The organism is Arthrobacter sp. SLBN-53, assembly GCF_006715585.1.
GTDB lineage: Bacteria > Actinomycetota > Actinomycetes > Mycobacteriales > Mycobacteriaceae > Mycobacterium > Mycobacterium neoaurum_A.
On the sequence record NZ_VFNN01000001.1, the window covers coordinates 4678795 to 4698898 of the forward strand.

Here is a 20104-nt window from a genome sequence, read left to right on the forward strand (position 1 = left end):
GGTCCGGGGCCGCCGGGATCCGAAGACGAAGGAGTGAGAGTTCGATGATTTCGAAACTCTTGGTGGCCAATCGCGGCGAGATCGCCATCCGCGCGTTCCGTGCAGCAACCGAGATGAACATCGCCACCGTTGCGGTGTACCCGTTCGAGGATCGCAATTCGTTGCATCGGCTGAAGGCTGATGAGTCGTATCAGATCGGGGATGAGGGGCATCCGGTCCGGGCGTATCTGTCGGTGCCGGAGATCATCCGGGTGGCCAAGCATGCCGGTGCGGATGCGGTGTATCCGGGGTATGGGTTCATGTCGGAGAACCCGGAGTTGGCGCGGGCGTGTGTGGAGGCCGGGATCACGTTCGTGGGCCCGTCGGCCGAGGTGTTGGAGTTGACGGGCAACAAGGCGCGGGCGATCGCGGCGGCGCGGGAGGCCGGTCTGCCCGTGTTGGCGTCCTCGGAGCCTTCGGATTCGGTGGAGGATCTGTTGGCTGCAGCGGCCTCGATGACGTTTCCGCTGTTCGTCAAGGCGGTCTCCGGTGGTGGTGGTCGCGGGATGCGCCGCGTCGAGGAGTCGTCGGGGTTGCGTGAGGCGATCGAGGCGGCGTCGCGGGAGGCGGAGTCGGCGTTCGGGGACGGTCGGGTCTATCTGGAGCAGGCGGTGATCAACCCGCGCCATATCGAGGTGCAGATCCTCGCCGATGGTGATGGCAATGTGATCCATCTGTTCGAGCGGGACTGCAGTTTGCAGCGTCGCCATCAGAAGGTCATCGAGTTGGCCCCGGCCCCGAATCTGGATCCGGCGGTGCGGGAGAAGATCTGTGCCGATGCGGTGGCATTGGCACGGCACATCGATTACTTCTGTGCGGGGACCATCGAGTTTCTGCTCGACGAGCGCGGTCATCATGTGTTCATCGAGTGCAATCCGCGGATTCAGGTGGAGCACACGGTGACCGAGGAGATCACCGATGTGGATTTGGTGTCCTCGCAGTTGCGGATCGCTGCGGGGGAGACCCTGGCCGATCTGGGGTTGAGTCAGGACAAGATTCTGGATGCGGGTGCGCGCGGCTTCTCGTTGCAGTGCCGCATCACCACTGAGGATCCGGCCAACGGGTTTCGTCCCGATACCGGGCGTATCACGGCCTACCGCTCTCCGGGTGGTGCGGGTATCCGGTTGGATGGTGGCACGCACACCGGTGCGGAGATCAGCGCGCATTTCGATTCGATGTTGGTGAAGTTGACCTGTCGCGGTCGGGATTTCGGTATGGCCGCCGCGCGGGCGCGTCGTGCGTTGGCGGAGTTCCGGATCCGCGGTGTGACCACCAACATCCCGTTCCTGCTCGCGGTGATCGATGATCCGGATTTCCGGGCGGGCCGGGTGACGACATCGTTCATCGATGAGCGCCCGCAGCTGTTGACCTCGCACACCCCGGCCGATCGTGGCACCAAGATCCTGAACTATCTGGCCGATGTGACGGTGAACAAGCCCAACGGGGCGCGCCCGTCACCGGTGTATGCCGCCGACAAGCTGCCCCCGTGCGACCTGTCGGTGGCCCCGCCTGCGGGGTCCAAGCAGAAGTTGGTGGAGCTCGGGCCGCAGGGATTTGCGCAGTGGCTCAAGGATTCCCCGGCCCTCGGGGTGACCGATACGACGTTCCGCGATGCGCATCAGTCGTTGTTGGCGACCCGGGTGCGCTCCAACGGGTTGTTGTTGGTGGCGCCGTATGTGGCCCGGTTGACCCCGCAGTTGTTGTCGGTGGAGTGTTGGGGTGGCGCGACTTATGATGTGGCGCTGCGCTTTCTGAAGGAAGACCCGTGGGAGCGCCTTGCCGCGTTGCGGGAGGCGATGCCCAACATCTGTTTGCAGATGCTGCTGCGCGGGCGTAACACCGTGGGCTACACCCCGTATCCGGAGCTGGTCACCGAGGCCTTTGTCGATGAGGCGACCGCGACCGGTGTCGATATTTTCCGGATTTTCGATGCGTTGAACAATGTGGACTCGATGCGCCCGGCCATCGATGCGGTGCGCGCGACCGGGTCGGCGGTGGCCGAGGTGGCGATGTCCTACACCGGGGACCTCAGCAACCCTGCCGAGGACCTCTACACCCTGGATTACTACTTGCGCTTGGCCGAGCAGATCGTGGCGGCCGGGGCGCATGTGTTGGCGATCAAGGACATGGCCGGGTTGTTGCGCCCGCAGGCCGCCACGAAGCTCGTGGGTGCGCTGACCGAGCGGTTCGATCTGCCGGTGCATGTGCACACCCATGACACTCCCGGTGGGCAGTTGGCGACCTATCTGGCGGCCTGGACCGCGGGCGCTTCGGCGGTGGATGGGGCCTCGGCGCCGTTGGCGGGCACCACGAGCCAGCCCGCACTGTCGGCGATCGTGGCCGCCACCGCGCATACCGACCGCGATACGGGTCTGGACCTCACGGCGGTGTGTGATCTGGAGCCGTACTGGGAGGCGTTGCGCAAGGTCTACAGCCCGTTTGAGGCCGGTCTGCCGGCGCCGACGGGGCGGGTGTACACCCATGAGATCCCCGGTGGGCAGCTGAGCAATCTGCGGACCCAGGCCGTCGCGTTGGGGTTGGGAGATCGGTTCGAGGAGATCGAGGACGCCTACGCCGGGGCGGATCGGGTGTTGGGCCGGTTGGTCAAGGTGACTCCGTCGAGCAAGGTGGTGGGGGATCTGGCGTTGGCGTTGGTGGGTGCCGGTGCTGATGCCGATGAGTTCGCCGCCGATCCGGATCGCTATGACATTCCCGACAGTGTGATCGGGTTCCTGCGTGGTGAGCTCGGTGATCCGGCCGGTGGTTGGCCGGAACCGTTGCGCAGCAAGGCATTACAGGGCCGCGCCGACGCCAAACCCGAAACCCCGCTCTCCGCCGAGGACGAGGCGGCGCTGTCGGTCGGTGGGCGTTCCCGTCAGGAGACGCTGAATCGGTTGCTGTTCCCCGGCCCCACCAAGGAATTCCAGGCCCACCGCGACCAGTACGGCGACACCTCGATGCTCTCGGCCAACCAGTTCTTCTACGGGCTGCGCCAGGGCGAGGAACACCGTGTGCAACTCGAACCGGGGGTGGAACTGCTGATCGGCCTGGAGGCTGTCTCCGAGGCCGACGAGCGCGGGATGCGCACCGTGCTGGCCATCCTCAACGGCCAGCTGCGCCCCACCCTGGTCCGGGACCGCAGCATCGCCAGCGAGGTCGCCGCGGCCGAAAAGGCCGACAAGACCAACCCCGACCACATCGCCGCCCCGTTCGCCGGGGTCGTCACCATCGGCGTGGACGCCGGTGACACCGTGCAGGCCGGACAGACCATCGCCACCATCGAAGCCATGAAGATGGAAGCTGCCATCACCGCACCCAAGGCCGGCACCGTGACCCGCATCGCCGTCACCGGCACCGCCCAAGTCGAGGGCGGCGACCTCCTGGTCGTGGTGGGTTCGACGGGTAAGGGTGAAGCGACCGGGGGCTCGCACTGACCCGGATCATCGCCGGAGCCTACGGCGGACGCCGAATCTCGGTGCCCGCCAGTGGAACTCGGCCGACCACCGACCGGGTGCGCGAATCGTTGTTCAGCGTGCTCACAGCTCGGCTGGATTTCGACGGTATCGGGGTGCTGGACCTCTACGCCGGTTCCGGAGCCCTGGGCCTGGAGGCGCTGTCCCGCGGTGCGTCCTCGGCGCTGTTCGTCGAGTCGGATCGGCGGGCCGCCGCGGTGATCGAAGCGAACATCGACGCGCTCGGCGCCCACGGGGCCGTGGTGCGTCGCGCCCCGGTGGACAAGGTCGTCCAATCCAGCGGCCGGCCTGTCGATCTGGTGTTCGCCGACCCGCCCTACGAGGTGAGCACCGCCGCCGTCGAGAAGGTGCTGCGCGCCCTGCGCGCCAACGGCTGGGTGCGTGCAGGTGCCGTCGCGGTGATCGAACGGCCCTCCGGTGCGGCGGCACTGACCTGGCCGAGCGATTGGGAAGCCGATGACGAGCGTCGCTACGGAGACACCCGATTGGAGTTCGGCGTCATCGCGTAGCGTCTCGGGTCATGAGTGGCGCCGTATGTCCTGGATCCTTCGACCCCGTCACCCTCGGCCACGTCGACATCTTCGAACGGGCGGCCGCCCAGTTCGACGAGGTCGTGGTGGCGGTGCTGGTGAACCCGAACAAGAAGGGGATGTTCACCGCCGCCGAACGCATCGAGCTGATCGAAGCGTCCACGACGCACCTGCCCAACCTGCGTGTCGAATCCGGGTCCGGATTGGTGGTCGATTTCGTCAAGGAGCGTGGGCTGACGGCCATCGTCAAGGGACTGCGCTCGAGCACCGACTTCGAATACGAGTTGCAGATGGCGCAGATGAACAAGCACGTCGCCGGGGTCGACACGTTCTTCGTCGCGACCACTCCCGCGTATGCCTTCGTGTCGTCCTCGCTGGCCAAGGAGGTCGCCGCGCTCGGTGGTGACGTCAGCGACCTGTTGCCCGAACCGGTCAACGTACGGCTGCGGGACAAGCTGAAGAAGTAGCGTTCCGCGACACACCGGCCGCAAAGCCGAGTCACACGAGTAACACCAGGCACACTGGTCACTAACAACGACGCCTGGAGGGTGCTGCCGTGTACCGAGTTTTTGAGGCCCTTGACGAGCTGAGCGCGATCGTCGAAGAAGCGCGTGGTGTGCCGATGACGGCCGGGTGCATGGTGCCGCGCGGCGACGTGCTGGAACTGCTCGACGACATCAAGGACGCGATCCCCGGCGAGCTCGATGACGCCCAGGATGTGCTCGACGCCCGCGACGGGATGCTCAACGAGGCCCGCGAGCACTCCCAGTCGATGGTCGCCACCGCGACGGCCGAGGCAGACTCGCTGGTCAACCACGCCCGCGGTGAGGCCGACCGACTGCTGGCCGACGCCAAGGCCCAGGCCGACCGGATGGTCGCCGAGGCACGTGCGCACAGCGAGCGGATGGTCGGCGAGGCGCGCGAGGAGGCCGTGCGCATCGCCGCGACCGCCAAACGCGAATACGAGGCCACCACCGGCCGCGCCAAGTCCGAGGCCGACCGCCTGATCGAGAACGGCAACCTGTCTTACGAGAAGGCCGTGCAAGAGGGCATCAAGGAGCAGCAGCGCCTGGTGTCGCAGACCGAGATCGTGCAGACCGCGACCGCCGAGGCGACCCGACTTGTCGACACCGCACACGCCGAGGCCGACCGGCTGCGCGGCGAATGCGATATATACGTCGACAGCAAGCTTGCCGAGTTCGAGGACTACCTCAACGGCACCCTGCGCTCGGTGAGCCGCGGCCGCCATCAGCTGCGTACCGCCGCCGGCACCCACGACTACGCGACGCGGTAGCCGCCCGCCGACGGGTGCGTCAGAGCTGCCCGTGCCGGGGTGGCTTGGTGCCCGACAGGGTGTAGCGGCCGATGTGCTGGACCTTCCAACGGGTCGCATCGTGCAGGGTATGGGTACGCGCATCGCGCCAGTATCGGGCCAGGTTGGCCGTACCGGACGCGCTGCGGGTCCCGCCGAGTTCGAACAGCGTGCTCGACGCGTCGAGTGAGGCCCGGGTCGCTGCCACCTTCGCGATCGCGACCGCTACCGAGGCCGCCGCGCAGCTGTCCTCGTCGAGAGCGGTAGCCGTCGCATCCACCGCACGAGCGGCCTCGACCAGCAGCGCCTGAGCGCCACGCACCGTCACCGCCAATTCACCGGCGATCTGTACAACCGTCGGATCATCGGCGGCGCTGTCGACGCCGGCCTCGAAATGCGGTCGGGCCTTGGCGGCTTGCCGAACGCCCTCGGCGAGGGCTGCGGTGGCGATGCCGACATCGAGCGCGGCGTGCAGCAACTGCGCGCGCGCACCATAGGTGGTGGGCCGGGAGAAAATCGGGGTGAACGCCACCACCTGCGATGCCGGGACCCGCACCTCGTCGAGGGTGACGGTGCCCGATGCGGTGGTGCGCTGGCCCATCCCATCCCAGTCGTCGACGACCTGCAAACCATCGGTGTCGGCGGCGATGAAGGCCAACGCCTTCGGTGTGGACGAGGTGGGCGTCTGGCCGGGACCGTCGGGCAGTGATGCCCGCACGATCACCCAATCGGCGAACAAGGCGCCGGTCGAGTAGTACTTACGGCCACGGAGCACATAGTCGTCGCCATCGCGGATCAGGGTGGTCGCGTCCACGTCGATCGGATGTGGACCCTTTTCGGACTGGGCATTGGCGAAAAGGGCTCCACCGAGCACCTTCTCGTAGAAGAACGCACGCTGGGCGTCGCTGCCCTGCAAGCGCAACGCCTCGAGGAAGGTGAAGTGCGAGTGCGGGATCTGGGCCAACGACGGGTCGCCGTGGGCCAGCAGCCGGAACACCTCGGCGAGCACCGTGGCCGAGGCGGCGATCCCGCCGTACTCGGCGGGTACCGACAACGACAACAAGCCGGAGTCCTTGAGGGCCTGCACCTGAGCGTGCGGCAGCTCCCGGTGAGCGTCCCGGGCCGCGGCACCCTCGGCGAACGACGCGGACAGTTCGGCGGCCACGGTCAGCGCATCGGCCGGGTCGGTGATGCGGGTGGCCGGTGCGCCGATGATCGAGTGAAGACGTGGAGTCACCTCAGGATCGTGCCCGCCGCAGCGTTCCGGCGCACCCGTTCGGCTCAGCCGGATTTCAGCGTTGCAGGAAGCGAGCGGGGCTTTCGTCGACCTCCCGAGAGCGTTCGATCATGCTGTCCGGCAACGTGATCAGGGTGCGAAAGACCGGTAGCCGACGTAGAAGGCCAGGGCGCGATCCGGGGTGGAGAACAGTATCCGCGAGCCCTTGGGAAAGAAGATGGCGTCCTTGGGTCCGGCGGTCTGCACCTGCCCGGTATCCGGGTTCTCCAGTCGGAATTCACCCTCCAGGACAACCTTCATCTCGTCGTAGGCGTAGTAATAGTCCAGTGGCGCATCGGTATTGCGTAGCTCGAAGTATCCCGAACACATCGGCACGCCATCGGGATTGGCGTAGACGTCGTCGATGAATCCTTCGGTCCCGGGGTACTGCTCGTCCGGCATCTGCGGAAGTGTCTGCCAGAAACCGGACGTCACCTGGAAGATGGGTGGGGCGGTGCTCGTCACTGGACCTCCATCGTGATTTCTCTCATGAAACTCGGTCTGATGAGAGGAAACCATCGGAGGATTTCGGCGAGATTACGCCGGCGTTAGGGCTTGCCGAACCGTGTCTTTCAGCGTGCGTGGCCGTCTTTCAGCGCGCGCCGACAAACGGAATCGCCACACTGGGCGCCTCGTCGGAGCCGGAATTGAACAAACCCCGCCGACGCAGGATCGGCACTACTCCCTCACCGAACCAGAACAGCTCCTCCAGATGCGGGTAACCGGAGAAGATGAATTCGTCGATGCCGATGGCGGCGTACTCGGCGATGCGCTCGGCCACCTCGGTGTGGCTGCCCACCAGTGCCGTTCCGGCCCCGCCGCGGACCAGGCCCACACCCGACCACAGGTTCGGTGCGATCTCCAGACTCCTTGCATCACTCCAGGTTCCGTTGACCCGATTGCTTTCGTGCAAGGCCAGCATCCGCTTCTGGCCCTCGGACTGGCTGCGGGCCAAACCGGCCTGCGCGGCCGCCACCGTCTCCTCGTCGAGCGCGGCGATCAGTTTGTCGGCCTGGGCCCACGCCTCTGCGGAGGTGTCACGGGAGATGGTGTGCAACCGGATTCCGAAGCGGAGCTTCCGGCCCTCCTTCTCGGCTTCGGCGCGAATCCAGGCGATCTTCTCGGCCACCGCCGCCGGTGGCTCACCCCAGGTGAGGTACACATCGGCGTGACGCGCGGCGACCGGCCCGGCGGCTCGGGAGCTGCCGCCGAAGTACAACGGGGGGATCGGGTTCGGCGGCAGCGCCAGCGCCGCCTCCTCGACATCGATATGGGTGCCCTTGCGGGTGACGGTCTCGCCGGCCCACAGCCGGCGCACCACGTCGAGGAACTCGTCGGCCCGGTGGTAGCGCGCATCCTTGTCCAGATGGTCGCCGAAGGAACGCTGCTCGTGCGCCTCGCCGCCCACCACGACATTGAGCAGAATCCGTCCCGGGGCATGCCGGGCGAAGGTGGCCGCCATCTGAGCCGACAAGGTCGGGCTGACCAACCCGGGCCGGAACGCGACCAGGAAGGCCAGTGATGTCGTCTCACGGGCCAGCAAGGCGGCGGTGATGAACGCGTCCTCGCACCATGCCCCGGTCGGGATGAGTGCGCCGGTGAAGTCGAAGCGCTCGGCTGCCCGCACGATCGAGGCCAGGTAGTCGATCGAGGCATCCCGATCACCGCTCGCGGACCCGGCCGGGGTGCCATGACCACCCCCGACGATCAGTCGGCTGTCGCCGTAGGTGGGCAGAAACCAGTGCAACTTCACGGTCACAAAATCAGTCCTTACGCAGCCGAGGATCTCGTGTCGTCGAGTATCGACGCCGGATCGGGGAACCGTGGGCACTCAAGCGCTGGTGCGTGGCCGCGCGACCTGTCTCACCGGGCACGGCGCGGCCCGAGACATAAAAATCTGGGTGATCCGGGATCGGCCCCCGGGTCAGCGGTATGGGCCCCACGTAGAATCTAGAGCCATGTCCGCCAAGAGTCCGCTTGCGATCGACATCTCGCGCCTGGGTCGTCGACCGGGCTCGCTCATGGAGGTCCACGAGACGGTGCCCGCACCGTCCCGTATCGGTTTGGACCTGATCCGGATCGAGCAGGGTGCCCCGCTGGAACTCGATCTGCGCATCGAGTCGGTATCCGAAGGTGCCCTGGTGACCGGAACGGTCTCCGCGCCCACCGAGGGTGAATGCGTCCGCTGCCTGGAGCCCGTCACCGGCGATGTGAGCATCGACCTGACCGAACTGTTCGCCTACCCGGGCAGCGCGACCGAGGAGACCACCGAGGAAGACGAGGTGGGGCGCGTCGTCGATGACCGGGTGGACATCGAGCAGGCGGTCGTCGACGCCGTCGGACTGGTCCTGCCGTTCACCCCGCTGTGCCGTGAGGACTGCGCGGGGCTGTGCCCGGACTGCGGCATCGTGCTCGCCTCGGCCGAGCCCGGACACCAGCACGACAAGATCGATCCGCGCTGGGCAAAACTCGCCGCACTGCGCGACGAGGCCGGAGACAGCAGTGACAGCTGAGCACGAGGCGCTGAGCGAGGCGCTGGGCGTGCGGCTGCCTGCCGATCTGCTCACCATCGCGCTCACCCATCGCAGCTACTCCTACGAGAACGGCGGGCTGCCCACCAATGAGCGCCTGGAGTTTCTCGGCGACGCGGTACTCGGCCTGACCATCACCGAAGAGCTCTACCATCGCCATCCCGACCGGCCCGAGGGTGACCTGGCCAAGCTGCGCGCCAGCATCGTCAACACCCAGGCGCTGGCCGATGTGGGACGCAAGCTCGGTCTGGGCCGGCATCTGCTGCTTGGCAAGGGTGAAGAGAGCTCGGGCGGTGCCGACAAGTCGAGCATTCTGGCCGACGGCGTCGAATCGCTTTTGGGCGCAATCTATCTCGAATTCGGCACCGTCACCGCGCGCGAGGTGATCCTGCGGTTGTTCAACGAATTGCTCGACACCGCACCCACGCTGGGCGCGGGCCTGGACTGGAAGTCCAGCCTGCAGGAACTCACGGTGGCGCGCGGTCTCGGACCGCCCACCTACACCGTCACGGCGCAGGGACCCGACCACGACAAGGAATTCACCGCGGTGGTGACCGTGGCCGAGCGCGAGTACGGCCGGGGCATCGGCCGGACGAAGAAGGAAGCCGAGCTCAAAGCGGCGGCGGCGGCATGGAGCACGCTGGACGCCGCGGGAAGCGACGAGACCGACGGTGCCGGAACTTCCTGAGGTCGAGGTGGTGCGGCGCGGACTCGACGCGCACGTGCTGGGCCGGACCATCGCCGACGTGCAGGTGCTGCACCCGCGTGCCGCCCGACGGCATCTTGCCGGGTCTCTCGACCTGACCGCGCGGCTGCGCGGCACGCAGATCACCGGCACCGGACGCCGGGGCAAGTACCTGTGGTTGACCGTGAGCAGCGGTGAGGCCATCGTCGTGCACCTGGGGATGAGCGGGCAGATGCTCATCGGCGAGGTGCCCAATCCCTCCCACCTGCGCATCGCCACCACGTTCGCCGACGGCAGCTCGATGAACTTCGTCGACCAACGCACCTTCGGTGGCTGGATGCTGGCCGACCTGGTGACCATCGACGGCACCGAGATCCCCGAACCGGTCGCGCACATCGCCAGGGATCCGCTGGACCCGGCCTTCGACCGCGACGGCGTCGTCACGTTGTTGCGGCGCAAGCATTCCGAGATCAAGCGCCAGCTGCTCGACCAGACGGTGGTGTCCGGGATCGGCAACATCTACGCCGACGAGGCGCTGTGGCGGGCCAAGGTCAACGGTGCCCGGTTGGCCTCGGCGCTGACGCGCCGGCAGCTCGCCGAGATCCTGGATGCGGCCACCGAGGTGATGACCGGAGCCCTCGGCCAGGGCGGCACGTCGTTCGATTCGTTGTATGTCAACGTCAACGGTGAATCCGGGTACTTCGACCGATCGTTGGAGGCCTACGGTCGGTTGGACGAACCGTGCCGGCGCTGCGGTGCGCCGATGCAGCGGGACAAGTTCATGAACCGCTCGTCGTTCTATTGCCCGAAATGCCAACCGCGGCCGCGGGTCCGGCATACCGCTAGCGCTGGTTGAACTCCACCGCCGCGGACATGCACACCTTCCACTGGCCGTTCTCCTTGCGGAAGTAGGCGGTCTCGAACGAGCCGCCGGGCTCCACTGTCGCCGATGCGACGTCACCCTTGACCTTGATGTCGGTTGCCTTCATATCGGTGGTCGGCGCGGTCTGCGGGATCTCGATTCCCTCCAGAATCTGACCGAGCTCGCCGAGTGCGCCGAACATCGCCGCTTCGTTGGCGCAGAAGTACTGTCCCAACTCCGAGAACTTCCCGGTGTTGCCCGCCGCGCTGAAATCCTCGACCAGCTGCGTGATCTCGGCTTCGTCGCTGGAGACCAGGATGTCACCACCGCCGCGCACCAGGTACACCCCGCCGATCACCAATGCGGCAATCAGCACGACGCTCAGGACACCGCCGGCGATCCACCACGCGGTCTTGTTCTTCGCGCGCGGCGGTGGGGGAGGCGGGGGATAGGGAGACGGGTAGCCCTGCGGCGGAATGCCATACCCGTAGGGCTGCCCGCCGTAGCCCGGATATTCCGGATATTCGAAGGTCGGCGGCTGGGTGTTCGGCGGCCCCGGCGGGCCCCACGGGCCGGGCGGCCCCGGCTGCGGCGGGGGGTATTGCGTCACTGCGATGGCTCCTCAGCTGGTGTCTTTCAACACTAACTCCCGTGGCAACCATGTCGGCGTCCGTACACTCGCCGGCGGATACCAGTCGGATACGAGGAGATCAGGTAGACGATGACGGAATTGTGGGTTGAGCGGACCGGCGTTCGCCGTTACACGGGACGGAGCAGCCGCGGGGCCGAGGTGCTGGTGGGTTCCGAGGACGTCGAGGGTGTGTTCACCCCTGGCGAGCTGCTCAAGATCGCGCTGGCCGCCTGCAGCGGTATGAGCAGTGACCATCCGCTGCGTACCCGCCTCGGTGACGACTACCAGGCCACCATCAAGGTCTCCGGTGCCGCCGACCGCGAGCGTGAGGTCTACCCGCACCTGGAGGAACGTATCGAAGTCGACCTCTCCAGCCTGACCGAGGACGAACGCGCTCGACTGCTGACGATCGTGCGGCGCTCCATCGACAAGGTGTGCACCGTCGGGAACACCCTGAAGGCGGGCACCGAGGTGACGCTGGCGGTGACCGATGTCGGCCGGTCCTGACGTCCGGCTCAACGCCTGGGTGCACGGTCACGTGCAGGGCGTCGGCTTCCGGTGGTGGACCCGCGCGCGGGCACTCGAACTGGGGCTGACCGGGTACGCGTCCAACCGCCCCGACGGGCGGGTGCACGTGGTCGCCCAGGGCGCCAGGGAGGACTGTCAGCGCCTGCTGGACCTGTTGCAGTCCGGCGGCACGCCGGGAACCGTCGACAATGTGGTGGCCGACTGGGCCGAGGTGGGCGACCCGATCACGGGCTTCAGCGAACGCTGATCGCCCCGCCGGTAGGGTAACTCGGCATGCATCTCAAGAGTCTGACGCTGAAGGGCTTCAAGTCCTTCGCTGCGTCGACGACTCTTCGCTTCGAACCGGGCATCACCTGCGTGGTCGGCCCCAACGGCTCGGGTAAATCAAATGTCGTCGACGCCCTGACCTGGGTTATGGGCGAGCAGGGCGCCAAAACGCTGCGCGGCGGCAAGATGGAGGACGTCATCTTCGCCGGGACGTCCTCGCGGGCGCCGCTGGGCCGCGCCGAGGTGACGCTGACCATCGACAACGCCGATAACGCGCTGCCCATCGAGTACTCCGAGGTCTCGATCACCCGTCGGATGTTCCGCGACGGCGCCGGCGAGTATGAGATCAACGGCAGTCGCTGCCGGCTCGCCGATGTGCAGGAATTGCTCTCCGACTCCGGTATCGGCCGCGAGATGCACGTCATCGTCGGCCAGGGCAAGCTCTCGGAGATCCTGGAATCGCGGCCGGAGGATCGGCGCGCGTTCATCGAGGAAGCCGCCGGGGTGCTCAAGCACCGCAAACGCAAAGAGAAGGCCGTCCGCAAGCTCGACTCGATGCAGGCCAACCTGGCCCGATTGACCGACCTGACCACCGAGCTCCGCCGCCAGCTGAAGCCGCTGGGGCGCCAGGCCGAGATGGCGCGCCGGGCCCAGACCATCCAGGCCGATCTGCGCGACGCCCGGCTGCGACTGGCCGCCGATGACCTGCTGCGCCGCCAGACCGAGTTCAACGACACCAACCAAGCCGAGACCACGCTGCGTCGCGAGCACAACGAGGTGACGTCGCGTCTTGAGGTCGCGACCGTCGAACTGGCTGCCCACGAGAGTGCCGTGGCCGAGCTGACCGAGCGGGCCGAGGCTGCCCAGCAGACCTGGTTCCGGTTGTCGGCGCTGGCCGAGCGGGTCAGCGCCACGGTGCGTATCGCCACCGAGCGCACCCAGTTGCTCGACGCCGAGCCGGAGGTCGACTCCGGCCGGGACCCCGACGCGCTGGAGGCCGAGGCCGATCAGATCGCCGAGATGGAGCAGGAGCTGCTGGCCGAGCTGGAAGCGGCGCGGGAGACCCTGGAGTACGCCCGCGCCGAACTCTCCGAGCGGGAGAACCTGGCCGCCGAGGCCGAACGTGCACATCGGGCGGCGGCGCGCGCCGAGGCCGACCGCCGCGAGGGGCTGGCCCGGCTGGCCGGACAGGTCGACACACTGCGTGCCCGGGTCGAGTCGACCGATGAGACGATCGCGACGTTGGTCGCCCGCATCGAGGAAGCCGCGGCACGCGTGCAGAAGGCGCAGGCCGAGTTCGAGACGGTCCAGGCCCGCGTCGGTGAGCTCGACGAGGGTGAGGTGGGGCTCGACGATCAGCATGATCGGTCGGTCTCCGCATTGCGTGTTGCCGACGAACGGGTGGCCGAATTGCAGGCTGCCGAACGCAGTGCCGAGCGTTCCGCAGTGTCGCTGAAGGCCCGCATCGACGCGCTGTCGGTGGGCTTGGAGCGTAAGGACGGCGCGGCCTGGCTGCTCGAAAACCACTCGGACGCAGGCCTCTTCGGTTCGGTCGCGAAGTTGCTTCGGGTACGTGCGGGCTACGAGGTTGCGGTGGCCACGGTGTTGGGGCCTGCCGCGGATGCACTGGCCGCCGACAACGTCGGCACCGCGCGCGCAGCGGTCGCCGCGCTGAAGGAGGCCGACGGCGGGCGCGCGGCAATCCTGTTGGGAGACTGGCAGGCACACGGCAGTCGTGATGACGAGGTTTTGCCGGACGGTGCGCAGTGGGCGGTCGATCTGGTCGAGGCGCCGGAACGGTTGCGGGGCGCCACCGCAGCGCTGCTGTCCGGCGTGGTCGTGGTCGACGAGCTTTCCGCGGCACTGGATCTGGTGGCGGCACGGCCGCACCTGCAGGCGGTCACCCGCGAGGGAGACCTGGTCGGCGCCGGCTGGGTCAGCGGCGGTTCCGATCGCAAGGTGTCCACACTGGAGATCGCCTCCGAGATCGAAAAGGCACGCACCGAACTGGAAGCGGCCGAGCGCCAGGCCGGCGAGCTCGCGGCCGCGCTGGCCGGTGCCAAGGAAGAACAGGCGGCTCGCCAGGATGCCGCCGAACAGGCACTGGCCGCGCTCAACGAGTCGGATGCGGCGATCTCGTCGGTCTATGAACAGCTGGGCCGCCTGGGGCAGGAGTCGCGCAACGCCGACGCCGAGTGGCAGCGGCTGCTCAAGCAGCGCGATGAGTTGGAGACCGGTCGCGCCGCCACCGTGCAGGAGCTCACCGAGCTGGAATCCCGCCTGCACAACGCGCAGCAGACGCCGATGTTCGAGGTCGACGACTCCGACGAGCGCCAGGAGTTCACCATGGCGGCCGAGGCCGCCCGCGCGACCGAGGTGGAGGCGCGGCTTGCCGTGCGCACCGCCGAGGAACGCGCCAATGCCGTCCGGGGCCGGGCGGATTCGTTGCGTCGATCTGCTGCCGCCGAGCGCGAGTCCCGGTTGCGCGCGGCGCGGGCCCGGGAGGCGCGCGAGCATGCGGCGACGGTGGCCGCGGCTGTCGCCGATGCCGGTCGTACGGTCGCCGCTCGGCTGGCGTCTGCGGTGGCGTTGGCGTCGCGGACTCGCGACCAGTTTGCCGTCGAACGGAGTGCGCAGGCCGAGGCGTTGAGCCGGGTGCGCACCGAGGTCACCGAACTGGGCGCGCGGCTGACCGCGCTGACCGATTCGTTGCACCGCGATGAGGTCGCCAAGGCCCAAGCGGCGCTGCGCATCGAGCAGCTCGAACAGCAGGCGCTGGAGCAGTTCGGTTTGGCCGCAGCGGATTTGATCGCCGAGTACGGGCCGGATGTGCCGCTGCCGCCGACCGAGTTGGAGATGGCCGAGTACGAGCAGGCACGCGAGCGCGGGGAACAGGTCACCGCGCCGGCACCTATGCCGTTCGACCGGCCCACCCAGGAGCGCCGGGCGAAGAAAGCCGAGCGGGAGCTCTCGGAGCTGGGCAGGGTGAATCCGCTTGCACTGGAGGAGTTCGCGGCGTTGGAAGAGCGCTACAATTTCCTGTCCACGCAGCTGGAGGACGTCAAGGCTGCCCGCAAGGATCTGATGGACGTCATCGCCGATGTCGATGAGCGCATCTTGACGGTGTTCGCCGATGCCTATGCCGATGTGGAGCGTGAGTTCACCCAGGTGTTCGCCTCGCTGTTCCCCGGTGGTGAGGGACGGCTGCTGCTGACCAACCCCGACGACATGCTGACCACCGGTATCGAGGTGGAGGCTCGTCCGCCCGGCAAGAAGGTCAAGCGGTTGTCGCTGTTGTCCGGTGGCGAGAAGTCGCTGACCGCTGTGGCGATGCTGGTCGCGATCTTCCGGGCCAGGCCGTCGCCGTTCTACATCATGGACGAGGTCGAGGCTGCCCTCGACGATGTCAACCTGCGGCGGTTGCTCGGCCTGTTCGAGCAATTGCGGGAGAAGTCGCAGCTGATCGTGATCACGCATCAGAAGCCGACGATGGAGATCGCCGATGCGCTCTACGGGGTCACCATGCAGGGCGACGGCATCACCCAGGTGATCTCGCAGCGGATGCGTGGTCAGGACCTGGTGGGGACCGGCTGATTTTGGTGTGCGCCCGGGGTCAGGGGCTCCGGTAGGGTTTTTGGGGTTGGAGGTGGCCCGATGGATCTGAAAGTTGACGCCGAACTGCTGAACGCTGCGGGTGAGCGGCTGCTCGCCGCGGCGCAGAGTTTGCCGGATGCGCCCGAGCCGTTCACCCCGTCGTTCGGGTCCGATGCGCTTTCCCAGGCGTTGGCCGCCGATATCCCGAAGGCCGAAGGGCCCATCATCGAGGGATTGCCCCCGCTGAAGACGGCGGCGACCGGCACGGCCGAGTCGGTGATCGAGGCGGCCCGCCGGTACGGCCAAGGCGATGCGCACCTCAAGAGCAAGATCGAAGAGGCGATCACGCCATCTGCCGGCGCTGCGGGTGCCGGTGGCGGCGCCGCAGGTGGCGCCGCGGCTTCCGGGTCCGCTGGTGCCGCTGTTCCGGCGTCTGCGGCCGGTGCCGCGGGAGCCGCTGGTGCTTCTGGCGCCGGCGGAATGGGGCAGGTGGGCGGCATGCTCGGAATGCCCATGCAGATGGCCCAGCAGGCCGCGCAGATTCCCCAGCAGGTCGGTGGGATGGTGGCGTCGTTGCCTCAGTCGGCCATGCAGGGTGCCCAGCAGGTGGGGGAGCAGGTTCAGCAGATCGTCGAGCAGTTCTCCGACAAGGAATCAAAGGACGGCGAGTCGAAGCCCGAAGAGCGTTCGGAAGCGGGCGAGCGCGGTGAGCGTGCTCCAGTCGACAAGCCGTCGCGTGCCGCTGAAGACAACGCGACGATCAATCTTTAGGGCGCGCTGTCGGCAGGCCCGGTGACAATGCCTCCGCAAACGTAGTACTACTCGTAGTACTGGTACTGCCTGTAGTACTACGGGGTTCAGCTGACCATTGCCGGTAGGGCGTCGGTGGTGAGCACGCTGATGTGCTGCCAATAAATCCAGTCGGTGATAGCGGCGCGTTGGAGTTCGGGGTCGAGCGCTGTCTGGGCCTTATGCAGGGCGACGGCTTGCAGGTGGTCGGCGTAGGTGATCATCGCTTTCAGGTGGGCGCCGGCGCGGTCGGGGTTGGCGCTCAGTAGCGGCTTGCACACTTCGAGCAGCAGGTTGATCCGGTTGTCCGGCGGTGGGGTGGCGTCGGCGGGGGTGGGCGGAAGGAGTTCGGCCAGCCCGGCCGGTCCCACCGTGGCCAGTTTGGTGGCGACAGCTGGAGCTATGACTTCAAGTCGGCTGCGGCCCTGCATCTTTCCGGTGTCGGGCATGTCTTCCGGGGTGAGGATGTCGCGGGCGGCGCCGAGGTCGAAGCCTTTGAGGTTTGCTTCGGTGCCGATGACGGCTTGCAGGGTGAGGTTGTGGTGGCGTGCCCATTCCTGCAGGGCGAGCAGGGGATAGGTGGCCCAGGTGCCTCGGGTGGAGGCGGGGATGGATTCGTCGGCGGAGACCATCTTGACCTGTGGGGGCAGTTGGACGTGCTCGGGGATGTAGGCGAGCCCGTAGTTGTTGGCGACCAGGATTTGACCGTCGCCGGTGACGCCGGCGATCCAGAACAGGCTGGGGTCGGTGATGTCGACGTTGAGCGCGGCGGCAATGTGCCGGGCCAGTTGGCGTGGATTGTTTCCCTTGCGGCGCAGGGCTCCTGCGGTCGCTGCGGCGGCAATGGCATCGCGTTCGGCGCGCGCGGCCGAGATCGGGACCGGGGCAGCCGCCGCGCCCGCGGCGCCTTGGCTGGTCGAGGTCGGTGCGATGGCGGGGCCGACGGATCCGGCTGCGGGTGCGACCGGTGCGGCAGGAGCCGGCGTCGATGGGGGCGCCAATGGCATGGGCGGAGCTCCGGTCGGGGGCGCGGCGGGTGCCGCGGGTGCGGGAGCGCTGGGTGCGACGGGTCCACCGGTGTGGTTGACCGCGGCCGCCGGCGAGGTTGCACTGGATGTGTCGGGTGCCTGGTAGACCGCGGGTGCCGGTGTTGCGGGTGCTGGGGTCGGCTGTCCCAACGGTGCTTGGGTCAGCGGGGGCTGCGTCGAGCCGGCGGCCTTGGTGATATCGCTGAAACCCTTTTGGAAGTCCTGCTGGGGCGTATTGACTGGCGCGGCACCAGAACCCGCGCCGCTGCCGGCCGAGGCTGCGGGGGCTTGGGGGCTGCCGCCGGAGGCTCCACCACCCGCGCCTGAAGCACCCCCGCTGCCCACGCCGCCGCCGGATGACGAACCGCTGCCTGTCGAACTAGGCATAGATCCTGAGGTGCCACGAGGGCCTACGACTGGGGCCGTAGTACTGATTCCAGTCGAAGTACCAGGAGTTCCGCCTATGCCAGCTGGCGTAGGCGGACCCGCGGACGGCGCTGTGATGTTGCCCTGAGCGGAGACAGGTTGCGGCGCGGGTGCCGGCGTCGGCGTCGGCGTGTCTTCAGGTGGAGGCGGAGCAGTGAATCCGCTTTGATTCGCTACAGGCTGTGGCTGCCCCGCGGATTGTGACTGTTCGGATGGGGGGGAGCCTTGAGACTGTTCGTTTGGAGGAGAAAGCATGCTGCTAGATTGTTGCCCGGCCTTCTGCGGCGCCGCCGCTGGACCTCCCTGATTCACGAAATTTGATCTAGTGTTGCTAGCGGGCTCGCGTCCGGCAGCCGCATTTGATGACGCCGTGACTGGCGCAGATGCGTTGTTCCGTGAAAGTCCCTCGAGGCCAGCTCTGATCTGCTCGTCCGTGAGATTCCAACTCGAATACTTAGATTCGGCCGCTGCTGAGGCGACAGCCGCAATGTTTTCTTCGCGTGTTCTATTTACTATCTCATCTATTCTTTTTTGTCGGACTTCAGGTCTTAGATCAGCACCGTCCAGCGCTGCAATCTGGCTCTGGGCGGTAATAACGCGATCAAAAATGGAGATTTTAGTTGTTAGAACCACGCCATATATAAAGTTCATCCAGGCTATTGCACGCGCTAGATCATATTGGGTCCGAGTCATTGACCGAATTCGGCCTTGTACGGCATCGGAACCAGCGGAAGCGCCAGTTCCGTACCAAACTACGCCGGCAGATAGCTCGCTTCCCTCGCGCGACCATAGATCGGTGCTGTGTGAAAGCCCCCGTAGTATTTCACCGAGAGCCTCCGCACGGTTCAGGTAATCCTGCTCGTCAACGTCGGGCCATCCGCCATCGCTGGTCATTTGGTCGGCGTAGTTGCCTGTAGGCCTGGCGAAGGTCAACTATTTGCCGTCCGAGTAGGCGCAGGCGTTGTACAAAATGAAGCCAGCCTGAGACGCTGCGCTTGATAGATAGCTATCATCGGTCGTATACGAGGGGATGGCTTCCGCAAAAGCGCGCCAATATTGTCCCGCGAGATTAGCGAAGTCATCAAATATCGCGTCGCCACTGTCCTTGCCTATGCGTTCCAGATCCTCTGCGTACTTGGACATAACTGAAGCAATGTGTTCCATCGAACTTCGCTGCTCGGGTGTCCACTCGCTCGCCGGGATATTGGCATCCAAGCTGAACCAACTGGCTGCGTCGACATCGAACTGATCTAATCTGTCCTTCCATTCGTCGCACTCGCTGTTCGCTTCAGAATCCATGAAGATGGCCGGATTCTCAGTCGCAAGTGGTTCGCTCGGAATCGACGGCGGCGCAGCTTGCTTCACGAGTGGGCTGCGCGCGGCTGCAGAGCGGTTGTTTACTGCTGCGCATATCGCAACAATTGCGCTTGATGATGCAGTCGCTACCCTAGCTAGCTCGTTGTCGATTGGCGTGTAAGTAGGAACACTATCCGCGTATGCGCGCCAGTAAGCTATGGATTGCTCATACAGTTCGCGCATAACACGATTCGTCGTCATCTTGGCAAGCGCGACGGACTGATCTGCTGCGCGACGCATGGCGGCGGCTACCGCTTCATGAGTTGCCCGTTCCGTTGCCGTCCAGGATGAAGCTGGGATTGATGGGTCTCGGGTGTGCCATCCCTGGCTTTCCTCCTTCGACAAAGTGTCAAGGATTGGACGCGACGGTGCGCACGACGGATCCTCCGTTATGACCCGAACTGGCCCGGAGTCTCGGATACTCGCGAAGCCGTTGGCGGCAGTATCGGCTCCATTCGGGGTGTGGTCAGCGTTGCTGTCGCGGGTGAACAGCAGCGTGGCGCCAACTGACATGGCGATGACCAGCAGTATTGCGACAGTTATTAGCGACCATTTCAGACCGTTGTTCGTGGATGGAGCTGGCGGCTGTGGCCACCCAGGTGGTACAGGTGTACGTCCAAACTCATGCTGCGGTTGCTGACCAAAAGGATGTTGAGGACCTGCGTGAGGAGGTTCCCAACCGGGCGGCGGGGGATTCGTCACTGGCGCCACCTCTGAGAATCGCGCGCCGTCACGAATCCACCCCCATCGCTGTCGAGTCTCACCGAACCGATGCTA

The 20104-nt window shown here is 66.5% G+C and carries 18 protein-coding genes; 12 read left to right on the plus strand and 6 right to left on the minus strand.

Annotation, left to right across the window (positions count from 1 at the left end; genetic code table 11):
* The first annotated feature begins 44 nt into the window (after positions 1 to 44).
* The 4 genes from FBY28_RS22460 to sepIVA all read left to right on the plus strand — a co-directional run bounded on the left by FBY28_RS22460 (position 45) and on the right by sepIVA (position 5336).
* Positions 45 to 3473 (plus strand): pyruvate carboxylase, encoded by a 3429-nt coding sequence (locus FBY28_RS22460; protein WP_141869441.1) that lies wholly within the window; start codon positions 45 to 47, stop codon positions 3471 to 3473.
* Positions 3474 to 3481: 8 nt separating this feature from the next.
* Positions 3482 to 4021 (plus strand): 16S rRNA (guanine(966)-N(2))-methyltransferase RsmD, encoded by a 540-nt coding sequence (gene rsmD / locus FBY28_RS22465; RefSeq protein ID WP_353618559.1) that lies wholly within the window; start codon positions 3482 to 3484, stop codon positions 4019 to 4021.
* An 11-nt stretch (positions 4022 to 4032) separates the two neighbouring features.
* On the plus strand, positions 4033 to 4509 hold the full coding sequence (gene coaD, locus FBY28_RS22470) for a pantetheine-phosphate adenylyltransferase (protein WP_141869443.1): 477 nt from the start codon (positions 4033 to 4035) through the stop codon (positions 4507 to 4509).
* Positions 4510 to 4598: 89 nt separating this feature from the next.
* On the plus strand, positions 4599 to 5336 hold the full coding sequence (gene sepIVA, locus FBY28_RS22475; RefSeq protein WP_023985576.1) for a cell division protein SepIVA: 738 nt from the start codon (positions 4599 to 4601) through the stop codon (positions 5334 to 5336).
* A gap of 19 nt (positions 5337 to 5355) precedes the next feature.
* On the opposite strand, the gene FBY28_RS22480 is transcribed toward sepIVA, so the two are convergent.
* The 3 genes from FBY28_RS22480 to FBY28_RS22490 all read right to left on the minus strand — a co-directional run bounded on the left by FBY28_RS22480 (position 5356) and on the right by FBY28_RS22490 (position 8389).
* The gene (locus tag FBY28_RS22480) at positions 5356 to 6591 is read right to left on the minus strand and encodes an SfnB family sulfur acquisition oxidoreductase (protein ID WP_216847899.1); all 1236 of its coding nucleotides are present in this window, start codon (positions 6589 to 6591) and stop codon (positions 5356 to 5358) included.
* A 129-nt stretch (positions 6592 to 6720) separates the two neighbouring features.
* Complete coding sequence (locus FBY28_RS22485; RefSeq protein WP_141869444.1) at positions 6721 to 7095, minus strand: cupin domain-containing protein; 375 nt, start codon at positions 7093 to 7095, stop codon at positions 6721 to 6723.
* A gap of 127 nt (positions 7096 to 7222) precedes the next feature.
* Positions 7223 to 8389: an LLM class flavin-dependent oxidoreductase gene (locus tag FBY28_RS22490; protein ID WP_174241709.1), complete on the minus strand. Its 1167-nt coding sequence runs from the start codon at positions 8387 to 8389 to the stop codon at positions 7223 to 7225.
* Positions 8390 to 8588: 199 nt separating this feature from the next.
* Here FBY28_RS22490 and FBY28_RS22495 point away from each other — a divergent pair, with 199 nt between their 5' ends.
* From FBY28_RS22495 to mutM, 3 genes are read left to right on the plus strand one after another with little or no spacing between them, the layout of a single operon-like run.
* Complete coding sequence (locus FBY28_RS22495) at positions 8589 to 9143, plus strand: YceD family protein (protein ID WP_141869445.1); 555 nt, start codon at positions 8589 to 8591, stop codon at positions 9141 to 9143.
* Entirely contained in the window at positions 9133 to 9849 is a 717-nt protein-coding gene (gene rnc / locus FBY28_RS22500) for a ribonuclease III (RefSeq protein ID WP_141869446.1), read from the plus strand. Before FBY28_RS22495 ends, rnc begins: the two co-directional genes overlap by 11 nt.
* Positions 9833 to 10702: a bifunctional DNA-formamidopyrimidine glycosylase/DNA-(apurinic or apyrimidinic site) lyase gene (gene mutM / locus FBY28_RS22505; protein ID WP_141869447.1), complete on the plus strand. Its 870-nt coding sequence runs from the start codon at positions 9833 to 9835 to the stop codon at positions 10700 to 10702. Before rnc ends, mutM begins: the two co-directional genes overlap by 17 nt.
* On the opposite strand, the gene FBY28_RS22510 is transcribed toward mutM, so the two are convergent.
* Positions 10689 to 11318: an Rv0361 family membrane protein gene (locus tag FBY28_RS22510; RefSeq protein ID WP_141869448.1), complete on the minus strand. Its 630-nt coding sequence runs from the start codon at positions 11316 to 11318 to the stop codon at positions 10689 to 10691. The genes mutM and FBY28_RS22510 overlap by 14 nt on opposite strands.
* Positions 11319 to 11429: 111 nt before the next feature.
* On the opposite strand from FBY28_RS22510, the gene FBY28_RS22515 reads away from it, so the two are divergent.
* From FBY28_RS22515 to FBY28_RS22530, 4 genes are read left to right on the plus strand one after another with little or no spacing between them, the layout of a single operon-like run.
* The gene (locus FBY28_RS22515) at positions 11430 to 11846 is read left to right on the plus strand and encodes an OsmC family protein (RefSeq protein WP_141869449.1); all 417 of its coding nucleotides are present in this window, start codon (positions 11430 to 11432) and stop codon (positions 11844 to 11846) included.
* Positions 11830 to 12114: an acylphosphatase gene (locus tag FBY28_RS22520; RefSeq protein WP_141869450.1), complete on the plus strand. Its 285-nt coding sequence runs from the start codon at positions 11830 to 11832 to the stop codon at positions 12112 to 12114. The genes FBY28_RS22515 and FBY28_RS22520 overlap by 17 nt, the downstream gene beginning before the upstream one ends.
* Before the next feature lie 26 nt (positions 12115 to 12140).
* Positions 12141 to 15728: a chromosome segregation protein SMC gene (gene smc, locus FBY28_RS22525; RefSeq protein WP_141869451.1), complete on the plus strand. Its 3588-nt coding sequence runs from the start codon at positions 12141 to 12143 to the stop codon at positions 15726 to 15728.
* 60 nt (positions 15729 to 15788) lie between these two features.
* A complete protein-coding gene (locus tag FBY28_RS22530; protein WP_141869452.1) occupies positions 15789 to 16499 on the plus strand; it encodes a hypothetical protein in 711 nt (236 codons plus the stop codon).
* A gap of 86 nt (positions 16500 to 16585) precedes the next feature.
* Here FBY28_RS22530 and FBY28_RS22535 read toward each other — a convergent pair whose 3' ends face one another.
* Positions 16586 to 17524: an EspK C-terminal domain-containing protein gene (locus FBY28_RS22535; protein ID WP_141869453.1), complete on the minus strand. Its 939-nt coding sequence runs from the start codon at positions 17522 to 17524 to the stop codon at positions 16586 to 16588.
* Here FBY28_RS22535 and FBY28_RS26285 point away from each other — a divergent pair.
* A complete protein-coding gene (locus tag FBY28_RS26285) occupies positions 17523 to 17651 on the plus strand; it encodes a hypothetical protein (protein ID WP_268817304.1) in 129 nt (42 codons plus the stop codon). The genes FBY28_RS22535 and FBY28_RS26285 overlap by 2 nt on opposite strands.
* Before the next feature lie 1253 nt (positions 17652 to 18904).
* Here FBY28_RS26285 and FBY28_RS22540 read toward each other — a convergent pair.
* Positions 18905 to 19840 carry an ESX-1 system-associated protein gene (locus tag FBY28_RS22540; protein ID WP_524912034.1) on the minus strand — a complete coding sequence of 312 codons (936 nt, stop codon included), beginning with the start codon at positions 19838 to 19840 and terminating at the stop codon, positions 18905 to 18907.
* Positions 19841 to 20104: the final 264 nt, after the last annotated feature.